At 46.4% G+C, this 18335-nt stretch carries 11 protein-coding genes; 5 read left to right on the forward strand and 6 right to left on the reverse strand.

Annotated features, from left to right (window positions below):
* Positions 1 to 16: 16 nt before the first annotated feature.
* Positions 17 to 1342, reverse strand: coding sequence for a hypothetical protein (locus WIG73_RS05065; RefSeq protein ID WP_337399546.1), 1326 nt, complete (start codon positions 1340 to 1342; stop codon positions 17 to 19).
* A 210-nt stretch (positions 1343 to 1552) separates the two neighbouring features.
* Between WIG73_RS05065 and WIG73_RS05070 the strand changes: the two genes are divergently transcribed.
* From WIG73_RS05070 to WIG73_RS05085, 4 genes are all read left to right on the forward strand, one after another.
* Positions 1553 to 4231: a rhamnogalacturonan acetylesterase gene (locus WIG73_RS05070; RefSeq protein WP_337399547.1), complete on the forward strand. Its 2679-nt coding sequence runs from the start codon at positions 1553 to 1555 to the stop codon at positions 4229 to 4231.
* A 9-nt stretch (positions 4232 to 4240) separates the two neighbouring features.
* The gene (locus WIG73_RS05075) at positions 4241 to 5119 is read left to right on the forward strand and encodes a hypothetical protein (protein WP_337399548.1); all 879 of its coding nucleotides are present in this window, start codon (positions 4241 to 4243) and stop codon (positions 5117 to 5119) included.
* Between the two features lie 169 nt (positions 5120 to 5288).
* Complete coding sequence (locus WIG73_RS05080) at positions 5289 to 6221, forward strand: GerMN domain-containing protein (RefSeq protein ID WP_337399549.1); 933 nt, start codon at positions 5289 to 5291, stop codon at positions 6219 to 6221.
* A 67-nt stretch (positions 6222 to 6288) separates the two neighbouring features.
* Positions 6289 to 7437, forward strand: a complete 1149-nt coding sequence (locus WIG73_RS05085) for a Pr6Pr family membrane protein (protein ID WP_337399550.1) — start codon at positions 6289 to 6291, stop codon at positions 7435 to 7437.
* Positions 7438 to 7470: 33 nt separating this feature from the next.
* On the opposite strand, the gene WIG73_RS05090 is transcribed toward WIG73_RS05085, so the two are convergent.
* The 3 genes from WIG73_RS05090 to WIG73_RS05100 form a co-directional block, all read right to left on the reverse strand.
* The gene (locus tag WIG73_RS05090) at positions 7471 to 8919 is read right to left on the reverse strand and encodes an ADP-ribosylglycohydrolase family protein (protein WP_337399551.1); all 1449 of its coding nucleotides are present in this window, start codon (positions 8917 to 8919) and stop codon (positions 7471 to 7473) included.
* 86 nt (positions 8920 to 9005) lie between these two features.
* The gene (locus WIG73_RS05095) at positions 9006 to 9878 is read right to left on the reverse strand and encodes an AraC family transcriptional regulator (protein WP_337399552.1); all 873 of its coding nucleotides are present in this window, start codon (positions 9876 to 9878) and stop codon (positions 9006 to 9008) included.
* Positions 9879 to 9988: 110 nt separating this feature from the next.
* Complete coding sequence (locus WIG73_RS05100) at positions 9989 to 10765, reverse strand: AraC family transcriptional regulator (protein WP_337399553.1); 777 nt, start codon at positions 10763 to 10765, stop codon at positions 9989 to 9991.
* 128 nt (positions 10766 to 10893) lie between these two features.
* Here WIG73_RS05100 and WIG73_RS05105 point away from each other — a divergent pair, with 128 nt between their 5' ends.
* Entirely contained in the window at positions 10894 to 12963 is a 2070-nt protein-coding gene (locus tag WIG73_RS05105; protein ID WP_337399554.1) for a beta-galactosidase, read from the forward strand.
* Between the two features lie 67 nt (positions 12964 to 13030).
* On the opposite strand, the gene WIG73_RS05110 is transcribed toward WIG73_RS05105, so the two are convergent.
* Together WIG73_RS05110 and WIG73_RS05115 are read right to left on the reverse strand one after the other, a co-directional pair.
* Positions 13031 to 14527, reverse strand: a complete 1497-nt coding sequence (locus WIG73_RS05110; protein WP_337399555.1) for a hypothetical protein — start codon at positions 14525 to 14527, stop codon at positions 13031 to 13033.
* A 113-nt stretch (positions 14528 to 14640) separates the two neighbouring features.
* Entirely contained in the window at positions 14641 to 18333 is a 3693-nt protein-coding gene (locus WIG73_RS05115) for a phosphoribosylformylglycinamidine synthase (RefSeq protein WP_337399556.1), read from the reverse strand.
* Between the last annotated feature and the right edge of the window lie 2 nt (positions 18334 to 18335).

An 18335-nucleotide genomic window follows, 5' to 3' on the forward strand; every position in this document is an offset into this window, starting at 1 on the left:
CCCGTGCGGTTTTTATTTACTGTGTGAGAAAAAGAATGGAATTGGGTTTTAGGTGAAACACCGCTTCATTGCCGTTTAATTCCGTTATGCCCGTCTTCTCAAAATCATGCCCGTCGTCCAACAAAAATGTATCAAACCCGCCTTTGCTGCCGGACGTGCGGACGGCAACTGCTTGATTTTCAGCGTTTCCGTCCTGGGGATAGTAGCAAATCACTGCGGCACACTTGCCGTCTTTTCCTCTTGCTGCAACGGTATAAAGTTCGCCTAAATCACTGTCCGCCTGAACCTGCGTGCCCATTTTTGAAAGCTTTGAAAAAATGAAAAACGGATAGTAGCCTTTCAGCGGACGGTAGGTGTAAAAATCAAATAAGCCGTTAAATGCACAAGGTCTCGCGTCATAATACATCATCATATCAATGGTGCTATTTTGTCCCAGGCACATGCTGGCCTGGGTAAACGCCGCGCCGCGCATGGAAATAATCATTTCAATGCTGTGAATGAACTGGTCCGTCCACCCCTCCACATAATTCCACTCATTTAAAATGCTTTCGGTTGTTTCATATCCTGCCCGGTTGAGCTTTTCGCGGATTACGTTTGCCATTTCGATAATGCGTTTCGGATCGGTTGTGTAAATGTGCCAGGAAAAAAAGTCTAGCGGAACGCGGCCGCCGTTTTCAGTTAAAGAGGCCAAAAATCCGTCCAGCCATTTGCCCGTTTTTCCTGCCAGCGCAGGGCCGCCGATTTTAAGGTGCGGAAACCGTGATTTTAAGTGGCGCGCCGCAACCGCATAAAACGTATAAAACTCCGCCGCCGTGCCGCCCCATGTGCGCTTGTTGTCTGAGTCATCTGGGTCTAAATCCGGCTCGTTCCAAATTTCCCAATAGTCAATGTCCCAATGAAAGCCGTCTGCCCAGCCCTCGTTATAGTGCTTGATGACATGCTCGCATATAACCGCCCACTTCTGGAAATCCTTTGGCGGCAGCGTGCCATATTTTTTACACCAGTGCTCAATGCTGCTACCCAATCGGTAGAAAATCTTTGTGCCTGCGTCTAAGGTCGTTTTTAAATATTCATCTGTTAAAACAAAATCATAAGAATCAGGATTTTCAGGGACGCTGTCAAAGTTGGGAAAAACAGCACCGATGTCTACCGCATGCGGCCCGCCGTATGTGCTGCAATGGGACGCATCGTGGTTCCGTGCATAGGGAATGTTTGCAGCGGAATACGCATCAAAATTTCCCCTTGTTTGGTCCGATCCTGCTTTGATTGGCCCGTTGTTCACCGCATGCATGGGCTTGATTACGCCGATTTCTTTTGTGAAGTCTATGGTAACCTCTGGCATATGCAATACTCCTTTACACCATTTTTTCTTTTATTATAGCACCCGCTTTCTCCATGTCAACGAAAAAAATAACGAAAACTTTTCGTTTGTCTCCTTCATGGCAAAAACTGTCCTTTTTGCGGCTCAAAACAGCAAAATATGTAGTTGAATCTCCGCTTTCTATCCGGTATAATAAAGATATTCAATATCAATATGAAAGGCGGTTTTTTTATGAATTTAAAATTTAAAAAACCAGCAGTGTTGCTTTTGGCGTTTGTGTTTTCTGCCATTTCTCTTTGCTCTGTTGGGTTTGCAGAGGGCGGTACTTATCGGGAGCTATATATAGGTACAGCTGAACTGAATAACTTTGTGTTTGAGACCTTTAATTCGCCAACGGAAGCAACGATTGACGGTGAGAACACATCTAACACCTCCGGCGACAAGGCTTTTGGCATAGGCGATACTTATTATCAAATGGAAATGCATGCCGGTTATCGGGACGGCATGGTAATGACCTTTGACAACAAGTCGGAAAGTCTGCAGGACACAAGCGCAGGCGCTGGTTATACTGCGGAGGCAGCCTTTGATTTTCGGCCGGACAGAACAACGGATAAACCAACCAAAATCCGCCTTTATCCCGCCGATAAATCCGGAACGGTTCATTTGGGCAACAGAATTGTGCATCTCACATTTATTACCCAGCCTGACGGCGCTACCAAACTCACGGTTTATGACCGGTCCGGCTCCGCGATTTTGGGCGAGGTGAACCTTTCTGACGTTTTAGGCGACTATACGAAAAACCCGGAGCATTTCTTCCGTATCCGCGCCGTTTTCAATCCCACAGATGCTTCCGGCAGCCTTACACGGTCGTTCAAACTGTTTGTGGACGGAAAGCTGTGTTTAGACACCACATATGTGGATAACCTAAAGGAATGGCGGATTGCCGGATTTGGTATTCAGAGCGAAGCAGAATATTTTGGCGATTTGGACAACCTGACCATGTGCGACTACATTGGCCAGCGGACAGACGCAGACGGAACGGAACATATCAATGACGACAGGGCGGTTTCGGCTATCCGATGCGCTTCTATCCTTTTGTCAGGTGCCGCAGAAGAAAATGAACTTACACAAAAATTGCGCACGGCTATTTCCGAAGCAAAAGAAGCGTATCAAAGCATGACAGCTCAAGACGACTGCGACAAGCTGGCCGAAACGCTGGAGGAAGAAATGAAGACCTATTCCAATGAAGATATTTTAAGGAACCTTGTGTTTTCCGACTTTACGGACGAAGATGCAGAAATGATTACAAAAGATCTTTCTCTGCCGGCAAATTACATGCCCGCAACCGGCGGTGTGTTCGACTGCTCTTTTCATTCCGACAAGCCTGAAATCATAGCAAGAACGGGCGAAGTTACCCGTCCTAAATATAACGAAACCGTGACGCTTACAGCAAAGCTCACAAGAGACACCGACGGCGCCGCCCTTGAAAAGAAATTCACTGTGCGGGTTCTGGCAGACGGTGATGTAACCCCGCTGGGAACAATTGCAGGTGATGAAACCGTTCCTCTGCCCACAGGCGGCAAACGAATCTTGTTCGGCGGAATTGCAGAGGGAGACGCTTCCGTTTCCATTTCATTCGGCGGAGCAAACACGGTTACGGTGGAAAATGAAGGAGAATTTTCTGTCATTGCGAATTTGCAGACCGAAGAGCTGATTCTTTATTCCGCGGGAACTGTGCTGGAAACGAAATCGCTTGAGGGCGATTTGCAGGCCCTTTCTATTTCCGGCGGTACGGTGAATAACAGCGTTCTGATAAAAACCGACAACTATGGCTACACCGTGAAAAACCTGTTGTTTGCAACAAGCGACGGTCAGCCCAGAAGCATTCCCGTATCCGGCGGAACGGTAACGGGGGCGGAGATTGTTTGCAAGGACGATACCATTGAAAGCGCCGAAGTTCTTGCAGCAGTGTATGACAACGGCGTTTTATACGACACCAAAGCGGCGTCTATTACCAAAAGTGCAGGATATAATGAAACCTTTACATTAGAGTTTGGCGCTTCTTTGCCTGAAAATATTGAAACTGCCGTGGTTAAGCTGTTCTTTTTAAATTCCTTAGCCAACTTAAAGCCAATTGCACCAGAATTCTCTTATGTGGTATCGGAGGAAGTGAACTTCAATCCTGTCATTTATGTGGCGGGAGATTCCACCGCGTGTAACTACAGCGACAGCTTTTTTCCGCAAACAGGCTGGGGGCAGGCCTTAGGCGGCTATTTCGACCAATCGAAGGTCACGGTGTCCAACCATGCCATGGGCGGCAGAAGTTCCAAAAGCTTCATTGACGAGGGCCGCTTAGACACTATTTTCTCCGCCATTAAACCGGGTGATTATCTGCTCATTCAGTTTGGCCACAACGACCAAAAGGACGGCGACCTGCATACCGACGCGGACACAACCTATAAAACCTATATGACAAAATACGTTGAGGGCGCTAAAGAACGCGGCGCAATTCCGATTATTCTCACCTCGGTTACACGACGGATTTATAACAATGGTATTTATGACAACGGAAACAGTCTGGGTAAGTATCCGCAGGCCGCAAGAGAGCTGGCGGCAGACTTAAATGTGCCGTTGATTGACATGTTCAATTTCTCTGTGGATTTGGTAAACACCCTTGGCGAGGAGGACTCAAAGGACATTTTCCTGTTTATCAACCCCAACGATCCGCGGTTTACCGGCGACGAACGGTTTACCCAATCCCGCTATAACAAAAATGAAGCCACGGAAGATAACTCTCATTTTCAATATTACGGCGCAGAAGTGCTGGCAGGCTTTGTAGCCCAGGAACTGGATAACTTAAATTTGTCCCTTTCCCCGTATTACAGGCCCTACACGCCGGTGAAACCTTAAGGAGGAACCATGCGGTACGCAGTAGCAGACACAGGCTCTAACACCATTCGTCTTGGTGTTTACGATTATGAAAACGGACAGCTGAAACAACTATGCAACACAGCGGTTTTTGCCAACCTGGCAGGATTTATTCACGACGGAGTTTTAACGCCGGATGGGATTTGCGCCGCAGAGGCGGCAATAAAAAAACATCAGGAAACAGCGGCAGAATTTGGCTGCCGGCTAAACGTGTTTGCCACGGCAGCAATTCGCAACGCGGTAAACACGGAAGAAATCTGTAACGAAATAAAAATGCGCACCGGCGCAGCGGTAGACGTATTAACCGGAGAAGAGGAAGCGCTGTTTAGCTTTGCCGGCGCGGCGGAGGATTTTCCCTGCGCAGACGGCGTAATGGCAGACGTCGGCGGCGGAAGCAGCGAGGTGATTGTGTTTTCAAACAAACAACCGATCTCTACGCTGTCTGTTCCGTGGGGATCGTTAAAAGCCTACAAAGCCTTTGTCAGCGGTTCTCTTCCAACCGAAGATGAAATTTGCGCAATTCAGGAAGCAATAGCAAAAGCTTTTGCCGCCCAGCCAAGATTTTGCGGCGTTGTGCGACAAAACTTGTGTATTGTGGGCGGCGGCGTGAGGGCATCCACAAAATTGGCGAAGATTTTTCTTAACGAAACAGCACTTACTGTTCAGGCCGTAAACAAAATGCTGAAAATGATAACGGAAAACCCGGAGCATTCCAAAAATGTGATCGACCAAACCACGCCAAAACGTGCGCTGACCATTGCCCCCGCCATGGCGATTTATTCTGCGGTAGGCGCACAGTTTGCCTCAGAGCAGATTTTCGTGTCGGACAAAGGGATCAAAGAGGGGTATATTTTAAAAAAATTGTTATAACTGTGACGTTTCTTAAAAAAAATAAATTAGCCGCTCTTTGTCTTAAAGAAACGAATTCTATCACATTGTGTATGCTAATTTTAATATTAATGTTATTGTTTTTTAATATATTGATAGTATAATTACAATAAGGATAGTATGAAAAGTTTTGGCAAAGAAGGTTGATACAATGAAACGGTGCATATTATTAATCCATGTGCTGCTGCTCACATGCGTCTTGGTTTTGACAGGCTGCAGCAGAACAGAAGCACCTCAGGCGCAGACAAGCGAATCTAAAATTTCAGCCGGCGTGTACTATATCAGCGGAAGCGGTTCAGACCTTATTGCAGAAAAGACAGAAATTCCCGACACCTCCAGAAAAGGACAGTTAAAATATTTAATTGAACAGCTGATTTCTCCGCCCGCCGGAAAAACGAGCCCCCTGTGCGACGGCACAAAGCTGAATTCCGTCACCATTAAAGACGATGTTGCAGTAGTGGATTTTTCTAAAGAATTTTCCAATAAGGACGACTTAAAACAAACCCTTGCTCCGGCAGCCGTAGCAAAAACACTTTGTACGCTGGACTTTATTTCAGGCGTTCAAATTTTAGTTGACGGCAAAGAGGCCATTGGAACCGATGGAAAACCGTTAGGAATTATCCGGGAAAACGATTTGGTAATCAACAAAGGCGAGCCTACCCAGGCCCCCAAAACAACTTTGGTGTTATATTTCAGCGACGAAAACGCAGAATATCTTGTTCCCGAACGGAGAAACGTTGAAATTGCCAGCGGCGACACGGTTGAAAAGGTTATTGTAAACGAGCTTTTAAAAGGCCCTACAGAGGGCGGACATTTTAAAACCATTCCAGCTGAGGCAAAGGTTCTTTCCATTGAAACGAAAAACAATGTTTGTTTTGTGAACTTCTCGAAAGAGTTTGTCGACAAACATTCAGGCGGCTCCGCCGGAGAACGGCTGACGGTTTATTCCATTGTAAACTCCTTAACAGAGCTGGGCACCATCGACATGGTGCAGTTCTTAATTGAAGGCGAAAAAAGAGAAGAATTCGTTCACATGGCGTTTAACGAACCAATCGTGCGGGATAAATCAATCATAAAACAATAATTGAAACGAGGGCGCCTTATCCCTTTTAGGCGCCTTGTTTATTTTAGATAAAGGATTTGAAATACATATGAAACAAACAATTTCAATGATATACCGGCTGGGGTTTATCCTGTTTTTCATTTGGGCGTCTTTTGAAAATGCCGCCCTTTCCCTGCAGGGGTTTTTCGGCTCGTTAAAAGACCTTGCAGTTTTAACCGACACCATCTGCTTTATTTGCATTGCCGTGGTGTTTGTTCTTTCTATATCCGGCCGGTTTCCGGAATTTCTTTTGAAAACGAAAGCAGTTTGCACAGCCATGGCCGTGCTTGTGCTGATGATGAATTTCACCATATGGTTTGTGCCGGCAGCCCCGGGCTGGATTTTAAAGGTTCTGCTTCCTGCCCTGATGTTTTTTGACTGGCTGCTGTTTGACAAAAAAGGTATTTTTAAGCCATATGACCCTCTGCTGTGGCTGTTGGGCATTGTTTTGCTTTACGGTATATGGTCGCTGCTTTCCAGACAATTTTTCAATTTAGACTTTTTGCTGAAGTTGTTCGGCGGCAAAGAGGCGCTGATAAAAACCCTGCTTTTCACCCTTGCTGCCGGCGCGCTGATGTATCTGACCGACCGTTTGTTTTCCGGCAAGGGCGCTAAGCTGTGGGACGTTTTCTCTTATCTTTACAGAATTCTGTTTTTGTGCTTAGAAGGCTGGGCGCTGTCGAATGCCTGCGGTCACAGTCTGCTGAACTTGTTTTTCAGCCTGAAAAATTTTGGCTGGCTGTTTAACTTTTTAAGCTTTTTGTGTATTGCAGTGGTAGTGATAACCTGTCTGGTGCGTTCCCGCGGCCTGCACGCCTCCACCCCGTTTCCCCGGGTTAAGGGCGCGTTTACAGCATCTGCGCTGATTGTGCTTTTTGGGTATCATTTTGTGTTAAAGGGCGGGTTTCATCCAAACGACCCCGTTTCAGTAATTTTGCATTATGTAGGGCCGCTGATGATGATTTTCGACTGGATTTTGTTTGATTCTAAAGGAAAATTTAAGCTCCCGGACCCTTTATGGTGGTCTGCCGCACCTTTTGCATATGGCGTTATTTTGCTCGTCAGCGGCGTACTGTTTCAATTTTATCCGGCTCTTTTGCCGTTCCGGCTTGAAACAGTCATCACCTTTGGCATTTTGGGCGTGCTGGCCTGCGGATATGCAGTATATCTGCTGGATTTGTGCTTTAAACGAAAATAAAAGGACGCAAATGCGTCCTTTTATTTTTTTGCGTCAGCCTAAAAATACAATGGGAACATATGCCGCCATTGCCTTTCCCGGCGAGGTAATTTCCACAATTACTTTGTTCACCGGCTCTAACCGTTCTCCGGCGGTAATGGTCACGCTCCACACCGCGCTGCCCGTGTCTGTAAATCCAGTCACGTCGCCATGTGCCACATGGATGCACTTTTCGTAAGCCGAAGCGGCAAAGCCCTCCGGCAGAATTGGTTTAAAATAAAAATTTCTGGGATCGGGAAACCGATTCTTGATGGTAATATAGGCGGTTAGCGACTCGCCCTCTTTTATCTGCGGTTTCGCTGCAAACGACACATACATCTGCGCGTAAACAACGTCTGCCCCAAAATAAGAATATGGCTTGTAAAATTCAAGCTCTTTCATTGCATGCTTTGCCTTTTTGTTGTCCTCTTCGTCAGACAGATCTGTGGCCCCGTTTGAAATTGCGGCGTCAATCCAGTGGGCTTTCATTACAGCCGGAATCATTTTCATTACACGTTCGGTCAGCTCAGAGCAGGTGGCAGGCGCTTTCCAGCAAGATGCGTCGATTGCCTTTGTCACAATGCCGTCTCCGATATACTCGCTCCAATCAGACGGAACGCCCTCGCTTCCGTATAAAATACCCAAAAACGCCCCTACGGTTGCGCCTGTGCAGTCGGTGTCGTCGCCGCAGTTGATGGCATAGATCATAGACTTTTTAAAGTCCCCCTCACCGTAAATTAGCCCCAACACGGTAAAACCGATGTTGGCAGGCGCCTGAAACCAGCCCAGATCCTCACTGTCTTTCACCAGAAGCTCTCTGGTCTTTCTGTAGTCAACCCCTTTGTCGAAAGAAGTTAAAACCAGGCGAACACTTCTCGCCACGCGGGAGTCTGCCGGTATAAAGGAAAGGGCCTGTTCAATCAGTTCCCGAATTTCCCCTCCGCGGAATGCCAGACTGTCCAGCGCAGCGGTGAACCACTCGGCATAGGTTCCCTCACTCATACCATGGTCTACCGATGCGTCCATCTGCGCATATTTTACCGCAATTTCCGGGAAACCCGGCGCCATGCACGCCCACACCTCAGAGCGTATCCATGCGCCGTTAGACGTCTTCCATTTGCTGTTATGAATTTCGCCGGAAAGCGGCGGCAGCAGCCCCGCCCGCAGGTTTGATTTTCCCACGCCATATTCGTTCCATTCCGGCGGAATGTATTTGAGCCAATATTCCCCCAGCACATTGGCGTTCATCTGATATGGTCCATATTCCTCCATGGCCACCAGCCAGATGAGCTGCAAATCCAAATCGTCATTGGGCAGAATAACGCCTTTGTCTGTGACAAATCCGGAAATATCGTTCATTTCGCGCTTGCCTTCATAGGGCGTTCCCATGGTGCCGCCAATGTTTTTGCCCACCCAGCAGGCATGAATTTTGTCCCGCAGTTCTGCTTCGTTATACGTTATCATTGTTTTTCCCTCCATAAAAAAATAACTTCTTTTTCTGTTTTTCATCATATCAAAAGAAGTTATTCTTGGCAAGCGCAAAAATTTACTTAAATTTCGTATTCAATATTGACTTTTTTTCGATATTCCGCCGGCGACATGCCGGTTTTTTCCCGGAATTTTTTATAAAACAGCGTTTTGTTGGTATATCCCACGCCCAGGCTGATTTCCTCCACACTTTTGTGGGAGTGGAGCAGCAGGCCGCAGGCCCGCTTGATTCTGTTTTCGTGAATAAATTCTGTGATGGTCATGCCGCTGTAGGCCTTAAACATTCTGCAGAAATAGGAGGGATTGTAAAAACATTGCTCCGACAGCTCGGTTAAAGACAGCTTTTGGGTGCAGTTCTCTTCAATATATTGAATTAAGTCGCCGATTTTGTTTCCATTTTCTCCCGGCTGCACCCCGCCAAACGCCGCCATTTTCCGAAACACGTAGGTTAACAGTATCATCAGGTAAGACTGAAGCACCGTTCCCGTTCCGTTTTCTTTGTGTTCATATTCCCGCAGCATGGCGGACAAACAGGATTCAACCTCCGCCATCTCACCGCCTGAAAAGCGCACCACAGGGCTTTCCTCTCCAACGGTTTCACGAAAATCCTCAAAGGCGGTGAGCGTCAGCATTTGCATGGCGTTGTCCGCATTAATCAGCTCGCTGGAAATAAAGCCGGGCTTTAAATATATATTATAATATTCCATGCCCTTATCCGTGGTAAACGCATGGGTGTGGTTTAAATTGATAAAGAGCATGTCGCCGCGCATAACGGAATATTTTTTTCCGTCAATATACTGATGTCCCCTGCCCCCAGCGATATACACCAGTTCAACAAAGTCGTGAATGTGAATTTCTTCGTTATGAGCTGGATGAAACACCACGGCGATGTTCTCGTTTTCACAAAATACGTGGTTTTCCGTGTAGTGATGCATTGCTTTCCTTTCCGCCGGCTGGGCCAACTAAATTTACTTTGACGCTGCTGCGGCTTCAATAAAAATTGATGTTCGGGAACAGGCTTTAGCCCCGTCCTCCCTGCTTCGGTTCACTGCGTATCCAACCGTTCCAGCGCAGGGCTCGTGCCAAACTTTTTGCGATAGCGCAGGCAAAAATAGCTTACGTCGTCAAATCCGCTTTGCCGGGCGCACTCCGCCACCTTCAGTTTCCCATTGCTTTTTAAAAGGGACTGTGCATGGGAAAGGCGCATATCCATAATTTTTTCAAACGCCGTCATGTTCCAGCGAAGCTTTGCCATGCGGCAGAATTTCGATTTGGAAAAGCCTGTTATCTGTACCAAATCGTCCAACGTAATCTTTTCTGAAAAATTGCGGATCATGTAAAGTTCCGCCCTGTCCATTGCGGTTTCTTCCGTTGTCGCGTTGCTTCTGAAAAACTCAATGATAATGCGGTAAATCATGGTAGACATCACAGTTTCCCGGTGCTTTCCAAAGTATTCCACGCTTAGCTCCTTTAAGAGTGCAAGAAAGTTTTCCATGTCTGCCTGGCTGCACACCAAATAGCCGCGGACGCCAAAATGCTGGCGGATTCCAGCAAGTGCATCTCCCCGAAAGGTTACCCACGCCGTTTTAAACGCGCCGCTAAAGCCGCGATATGCGTGAGGCACATTATTTTCAAAATAAACGGCGCTTCCGGGCTTTAAGGAAAACCGCTTTCCCTCGCAGCAAAACACGCCCTCGCCGCTTAAAACCAGCATAATTTGGTCAGAATCAAACCCATTTGGCCGAAATACTTCTTCCTGTTCGTGCTCACAGCAGATAGACGTAAAATAAAGCGGCAGGTTTGCAATGGACTGTGTTACCATAAAACATCACCCAATGTGTAATATATTCATATTCAAAAACACCATTTTCATATTTACAAGGTTTTTATCGTGTTCTATAATAATATTGTAGCATGTTTTTTTTGAAAATCAAGAAGGAGCGATGAAAAATGAATAAATTTAAACCGACTTTTCCCGATTATCCCCACTTTTTACACGGCGGGGACTACAACCCCGAACAGTGGCGGGACACGCCCGAAATTTGGGACGAGGACATGCGGCTGATGAAATTGGCAAACTGCAACGAAATGACCATGGGTATTTTCTCCTGGGCGGAGCTTGAGCCGCAGGAAGGTGTGTTCGATTTTTCTGTTTTAGACACCTTAATGGATAAAATCTATCAAAACGGCGGGAGGGTAATTCTTGCCACGCCCTCCGGTGCGCGCCCCCACTGGCTGGCAGACAAATATCCTGAGGTGCTGCGCAAAAACGAGGATTTTGTGAACGAGCATTTCCGCACAAGGCACAACCACTGCCCCTCCTCCCCGGTGTACCGTGAAAAGGTGCGCATCATAAACGAAACGCTTGCCCGGCGCTATGCCGGTCACCCGGCGCTAATCGGCTGGCACCTTTCCAACGAATATGGCGGCGCGTGCTACTGCGAACAATGCGCTGAAAAGTTCCGCGAATGGTTAAAACAAAAATATGGCTCCATTGAGGAGTTAAACCGCCGCTGGTGGACGCGGTTTTGGAGCCATCGCTGCGATTCATTTGCGCAAATTGAGCCGCCCATGCCAAGGGTTGGCGAAACATGCGTTCACGGCCTGAATTTAGACTGGAAACGGTTTGTCAGCGACATTACCGTTGATTTTATGAAAGCAGAAATTAAGGCGGTGCGCGCCTTTTCTGACAAACCCGTCACCACAAACTGCATGGGCTTTTACCAGGGGCTGAATTACCGCGACTTTGCAAAAGAACTGGACTTTTTCTCCAACGACACCTATCCCTTCTGGGGTGCGGGCACGAAGCAAACGGCAGAAGATATCGGCTTTCTTTCCGATTATTGCCGCGGCATGAAGCAGGGCCAGCCCTTTATCACCATGGAGAGCGCGCCGGGCATTAATATTGGCGGCATGAATTTTAAAAAGGTGAAATCAAACGGCCAGCAGCTGTTGGAGGCTGTGAAAATGGTTGCCCACGGTTCCGATTCTATTCTATATTTTCAGTGGAGGAAAGGCCGCGGCGCGTGGGAAAAGTTTCACGGCGCGGTGGTTGACCACTACGGCAAGGAAGACACACGTGTTTTTCAAAACGTTTCTAAAGTGGGCGAAATTTTGCAAAAATTAGACGGCGTTGTTGGCACAGGCGTGAAAAGCGACGTTGCCATCACCTTCGACATGGAAACCCTGTGGGCGTTAAACGGCAGCGCAGCCACCGGCGGCTGGAGCGACGATTACAACGGCTATCGGAAATGTGCCGCGGCATTTTACAATGCGTTTTATGAAAGCAACATTCCAACAGACGTAATTGGTTATGAAGACGATTTTTCAAAATATAAAGTTGTGGTGCTCACTGTGCCATACCTCATGACAAAATCCTTGGCGGATAAATTGAAAAACTATGTGAAAGGCGGCGGCATTCTCATTTCAACTTATCTTACCGCAGTTGCCGACAGCACAGACTTGTGCTATTTAGGCGGCGTTCCCGGGGCGGGCCTTTCTGATTTGTTCGGCCTCAGGGTAGACGAGGTGGACTCCTATCAAAACCCCAGCGTGGACGGGCTGCATCACAACTGCAAAAATGCCGTGTCCTACAGCGGTAAGACATATCCGCTTTCCGGTATTGCGGAAATTATCGTTCCCCAAACGGCACATGCCGTCGCACACTATACCGGCGATTTTTATGCAGGCAACGGCGCCCTGTTTGAAAACAGCTTTGGCGCCGGCAAGGCCTATTATATGGGATTTGAGCAGGAGGGAGAACTTCAGAAAGCTCTCGTTAAAACCTTGATTGCCGAGCTTGGCTTAAATGCTCCTATGAATATAACGTGTGACAGCGGTGTATGCATCAGAAAACGGGAAGGCGACGGGGAAAATTATTATTTTGTTATGAACGAATCGGACGAAGAAAAGAACATAACCCTCGACAAGACATATCGAAACGTGTTAACCGGAGAAGCTGTTTCCGGAAAGCAAACGCTTCCTGATTGTGGATTTCTTATTCTGACGGATAATAAATAAAAAGAAACGACAAGGAAATAATGGGGCTACAGCAAAAAATGCAGTAACCTCATTATTTCCTCATTTTTTATGACCTGTTCCTTGAAATTGCAATCTCCGCATATCCGAGAACCGCTCCCGATATTGCTTTAATCTCAATAATATAATAACCGGATACATCAGACTTTTTATTAATATGAAATATATGCCCGGTAAGCTTTGAAATATTCTCATCAAGTCCGCCATATCCTTGAAACTCTGCCTCTTCGCAGTTAATAAATACTTTTATTGCATCAGGATTCAATTTACTGTTAAACCCTAAGATTAAACATGCCTTCTCTTCTTTTCCTACTTCTCCCACTGCAATTTTTATAGATTCCCATTTATTGTTTTCAAACAGGATTGGCAACCTCGAAACATTTTTCTTCCAATAGGGAATAAAATCTTCATATGTAAGGACGTGGCTGCGTTCCTGCTGCGAAGCCGTTTTATAATCTCCAATATTTTTCAGAATCTTTTTCAAATTTTCTTTGTTCCTTATGCTCGTAGGATGAGATATTTCCTTAAGTTCGGTGTCTACCAAATCCATATAATTATAAAGATAAACAAAATTACATCCATTATATAAATTGGCACACGCCTGTCCGTATGCCATATTTACATTAGAGATAATATCGGCTTTTGCCTCCATTGAGGGCCTTACAAGAAGCTGCTGACCTCCTCCTAACAAAATATCGTTTCCCAGAAATCTTTTCCACAAAGCAATAGGATAATCTGTATTAATGGTTTTCCATCTGGAAATTAATGTCACGGAAGAAATTAGCTTTTGTCTTGCCCAATATGCAACATCTAATCCAAATGCTATACAGGTGTCCGGGTTTCCACTTACCAAAATGTTAATTGGCATGTTCTTGCCATATTTATCGGCAAGTTCTTTCACTCGGAACATAATTTTATTCATAATGTCCATGCCCTTTTGTTCGTAACCCGGACAAAACAGAAAGGCTTCTCTGGTAAAATCCAGTTCCAGTCCGTCTGGTCTATATCGTTCCAAAGACTCCTCTAAATAATCAAGAAAATTTTTTTGTACCTGTTCCTGTGAAAAGTCGAACGTTCTGTCAAAATACTCGTTTGCTTCTCTATGGCGTATTCGCCATAACTCAGGATGGTCGCTTACATATTTACTTTTTCGCAGGTCTGTTTCCATAAAATTTCCGTGACAATCATTTACTCTTATAGAAATCCATGGTTTTATGCCCACTTGACGCAGCGCTGATATCCAAATTTTATACATATCCAAATTTTTTTCATGAAAAATTTCATATGCTTTTTTAGCAAAAGTATTTTTATAATTAACTGAAACGCCATTTTCTTTAGTTGCCATGTATTTATCGCAAAAATTTTCCCTGGTTTTAGAAGGATATGTTGAAACAGTACCATTTACATTCATAACAAAATCTGTTACCTGTGTACCCTTATATTGATAAATAAATTCTTTTAAGACGGCTTCATCAACATCAATATTTTGTTCATATCGAGTCATAAGAAAATGTATCCAGTCCTCATTAAACATCAATCTGCCCATAGTCTTTCTCTCCTTTTTTATATTGCTTTATATTGTTGAAGTTTAAAAAGCTTAAAATACATAGGTTAATCGCCGGTTTACATGACAACTATTTTCAAACAATTTGGCAGTCCTTATTTAAAATATTCAACTGCAGCTTCAAACATACCCATATCAAACTTGCCCGGAACGTTTTTGTAAAGCCCGTTTCCAATTCGTTCAGAGTGCCCCATTTTACCGAACACTCTTCCGTCGGGGGAGGTAATTCCCTCAATGGCAAGAACGGAGCCGTTGGGGTTAAACAAAATATCCGTGGTGGCGTTGCCGTCTAAGTCAACATACTGGGTTGCAATCTGTCCGTTTGCAATCATTTTCTGCAAAACCTCATCACTGGCGATGAACCTGCCTTCGCCGTGAGAAATTGGCACAGTATAAACGTCGCCCACATTGGTTTTCGATAGCCACGGGGACTTATTCGACGCAATTCTCGTGCGCACCAGTCTGGACTGGTGGCGGCCAATGGTGTTATATGTTAATGTGGGACAGGTTTCGTCTGTGTCTATAATTTCACCAAACGGCACCAGTCCCAGCTTAATAAGCGCCTGAAACCCGTTGCAAATGCCGCAAATCAGGCCGTCGCGCTGGTTTAACAGGTTGCTTATTTCCTGCTTAATGACCGCATTTCTCATAAACGCAGTGATGAATTTGCCCGAACCGTCTGGCTCGTCGCCGCCGGAAAATCCGCCGGGAACAAACATAATTTGTGAGGCCGACAGTTTCTTCGCAAAAGCATCGGTAGATTCCGACACCGCCTGAGGCGTTAAGTTTTTAATTACAAAAATGTCGGCCTCCGCACCTGCGGTTTCCAATGCCTTTGCCGTGTCATACTCACAGTTGGTGCCCGGGAACACAGGAATTAAAACTTTTGGTCTTGCCATTTTCATTTTAGGCGACACTCTGTTTTCCGCCATATAAGAAATGTTGTCGAGCTGTTCTGCTTTCCCATCTGTTTGGCTGGGGAAAATAGGCTCTAAGGTTTCCTCATAGCTTTTTAAAAGCTCTGCGCCGGAAACGGTTTCGTTTTTTAACTGAATTTCAAACGCGTCTATTGTTTCGCCAAGCACTTCGCCTACAGAGACAGCCCCATCAAGCTCTAAAACAAACGCGCCGTAACTGTAGGAGAAAATGTCTTCTAATGTCACGCTGTCTGCAAACCGAAAGCCTATGGAGTTGCCCAAACACATTTTCAGCACCGCTTCTGCAACGCCGCCCAAGCCCGGGGTGTAGGCCGCTTTCACGCTGCCCTGCCGCACAAGCTCCGACACCGTTTCATAAATTGCTTTTACGCTGGCGGCCTTCGGCAGGCCGTTTTCGTCATAGTCCGGCTTGAGCAGCGCCACTTTGTGGCCCGCTGACTTAAATTCCGGCGAAATAATATTGTTTGTGCTTTCCGTTGTTACTGCAAACGAAACCAGTGTGGGCGGAACGTCAATGTCCTCAAAGCTTCCGCTCATGGAATCCTTTCCGCCAATGGCCGCAATTTCAAAATCGAGCTGAGCACGGAATGCGCCCAACAGCGCCGCAAGGGGCTTGCCCCAGCGTTTTTGGTCCTTCATCGGCTTTTCAAAATATTCCTGGAATGTAAGATAAACATCGCTAAACGAAGCACCTGTGGCAATGAGCTTGGAAACTGACTCAACTACTGCAAGATACGCGCCGTGGTATGGGCTCTTTTCCGAAATAAACGGATTATAGCCCCACGCCATCAGCGAGCATGTATCTGTGTGGCCATGCTCTACCGCCACCTTGTGCACCATGGCCTGAATGGGCGTGAGCTGCCTTTTGCCGCCAAAGGGCATTAAAACGGTGTTAGCACCGATTGTGGAGTCGAACCGCTCAGAAAGCCCGCGCTTTGAGCAGATGTTTAAATTCCCCGACAAGGCCAGCAGACTTTCAGAGAATCCGTCCTTGATATAATTTGTCTGATATGATTTTGGTGCAGCAGGCTCAATGTCAATGTGCTTTTCCGCGCCATTGGAATTTAAAAATTCCCTGGAAATATCGATTATTTTTTTACCGTTCCAGTTTAACACCAGCCTGGGTTCTGCCGTTACATATGCAACCTGGGTCGCTTCTAAATTTTCTTTTTCTGCAAGGGCAATAAAACGGGAAACGTCTTCTTGTGCAACCACAACCGCCATTCTCTCCTGAGATTCGCTGATGGCAAGCTCTGTGCCGTCTAACCCCTCATACTTTTTGGGCACCTTGTTTAGGTCAACACAAATACCGTCTGCCAGTTCGCCGATGGCAACCGAAACGCCGCCGGCGCCAAAGTCGTTGCAGCGTTTAATGAGCAGGGACGCCTCTTTGTTGCGAAACAGACGCTGAAGCTTGCGTTCTTCCGGCGCGTTACCCTTTTGCACCTCTGCGCCGCAGCTTTCCAGCGACTGCACATTGTGAGATTTTGATGAACCTGTCGCGCCGCCGCAGCCGTCGCGTCCAGTTCTGCCGCCCAGCAGAATAATGCAGTCCCCTGGCACAGGGCACTCGCGGCGGACATTTTCAGCCGGTGCCGCGCCAACCACCGCACCAATTTCCATTCGTTTTGCCACATAGCCGTCGTGATAAATTTCGTCCACCTGTCCGGTTGCAAGCCCAATCTGGTTGCCGTAGGAGCTATACCCCGCCGCAGCAGTGGTTACAATTTTACGCTGGGGCAGTTTTCCCTCAATGGTTTCTTTTACAGGCTTTAACGGATTTGCCGCGCCCGTTACGCGCATGGCGCTGTAAACATAGCTGCGGCCGGAAAGCGGGTCACGGATTGCGCCGCCAATGCAGGTGGCCGCGCCGCCAAAGGGTTCAATTTCCGTGGGGTGGTTATGGGTTTCGTTCTTAAACAATAACAGCCACTTTTCTGTTTTGCCGTTCACGTTCACGTCCATTTTCACTGTGCAGGCGTTAATTTCTTCCGACTCGTCCAGCTTCTCCAGTTTGCCCTGCTTTTTTAAATATTTCACCGCAAGAGTGGCAATGTCCATCAAATTAACGGGTTTTGTTCTGCCCAGTTCTTTTCTGACGTTTAAATATTGATTATATGTATCCTCTAACAGCTTATCATGAAACTTTACGCTGTCAATCGTGGTTAAAAACGTGGTGTGGCGGCAGTGATCCGACCAATAGGTGTCAATCATTTTAATTTCCGTAATGGTGGGGTCGCGGTGTTCGCCGCTGAAATAGCTTTGGCAGAACTTGATGTCGTCTAAGTCCATCGCCAGGCCGTTTTTGGCCATAAAGTCTGAAAGCTCTGTTTCATTAAAATTGCAGAAGCCGGAAATTACGCTTACTTCGGTGGGAATATCATAGTTCGCGGCCAGCGTTTCCGGCTTTTTGAAAGAAGCTTCGCGGCTTTCCACCGGGTTGATTACATATTTTTTTACCGCGCTAACATCTTCGGCGGAAAGGTTGCCATATAAAAGATAAACCTTCGCCGTGCGGATTAAAGGACGTTCCTTTTGTGAAATTAGCTGAATGCACTGCGCTGCAGAGTCCGCCCGCTGGTCGAACTGTCCCGGCAGGAATTCCACTGCAAAGGAAACATCTGCATCGTTATCTAAATCGTTTGTCACAACGTCTAACTGCGGCTCGGAAAACACCGTGCTTTTGCAGTATTCAAACAAATCTTCTTCAATGTTTTCCACATCATAACGATTTAAAATCCGCACCTTTTCAATGCCTTTTATTAAAAGAAGCTTCTTTAAATCGTCACGCAGTGTGTTGGCCTCATGGGCAAGAGCTTCCTTTTTTTCCACATAAATTCTATATACCATTT

It is taken from the genome of Congzhengia sp., assembly GCF_037235575.1.
GTDB lineage: Bacteria > Bacillota > Clostridia > UBA1381 > UBA9506 > Congzhengia > Congzhengia minquanensis.

Bases quoted from the DNA above. Each gene is read 5' to 3' on its own strand.
- WIG73_RS05070 (WP_337399547.1), top strand. From the start codon at position 1,553: ATGAATTTAAAATTTAAAAAACCAGCAGTGTTGCTTTTGGCGTTTGTG.
- WIG73_RS05090 (WP_337399551.1), bottom strand. From the start codon at position 8,919: ATGATAACGTATAACGAAGCAGAACTGCGGGACAAAATTCATGCCTGC.
- WIG73_RS05095 (WP_337399552.1), bottom strand. From the start codon at position 9,878: ATGCATCACTACACGGAAAACCACGTATTTTGTGAAAACGAGAACATC.
- WIG73_RS05110 (WP_337399555.1), bottom strand. From the start codon at position 14,527: ATGGGCAGATTGATGTTTAATGAGGACTGGATACATTTTCTTATGACT.
- WIG73_RS05075 (WP_337399548.1), top strand. From the start codon at position 4,241: ATGCGGTACGCAGTAGCAGACACAGGCTCTAACACCATTCGTCTTGGT.
- WIG73_RS05080 (WP_337399549.1), top strand. From the start codon at position 5,289: ATGAAACGGTGCATATTATTAATCCATGTGCTGCTGCTCACATGCGTC.
- WIG73_RS05115 (WP_337399556.1), bottom strand. From the start codon at position 18,333: ATGGTATATAGAATTTATGTGGAAAAAAAGGAAGCTCTTGCCCATGAG.
- WIG73_RS05085 (WP_337399550.1), top strand. From the start codon at position 6,289: ATGAAACAAACAATTTCAATGATATACCGGCTGGGGTTTATCCTGTTT.
- WIG73_RS05100 (WP_337399553.1), bottom strand. From the start codon at position 10,765: ATGGTAACACAGTCCATTGCAAACCTGCCGCTTTATTTTACGTCTATC.
- WIG73_RS05105 (WP_337399554.1), top strand. From the start codon at position 10,894: ATGAATAAATTTAAACCGACTTTTCCCGATTATCCCCACTTTTTACAC.
- WIG73_RS05065 (WP_337399546.1), bottom strand. From the start codon at position 1,342: ATGCCAGAGGTTACCATAGACTTCACAAAAGAAATCGGCGTAATCAAG.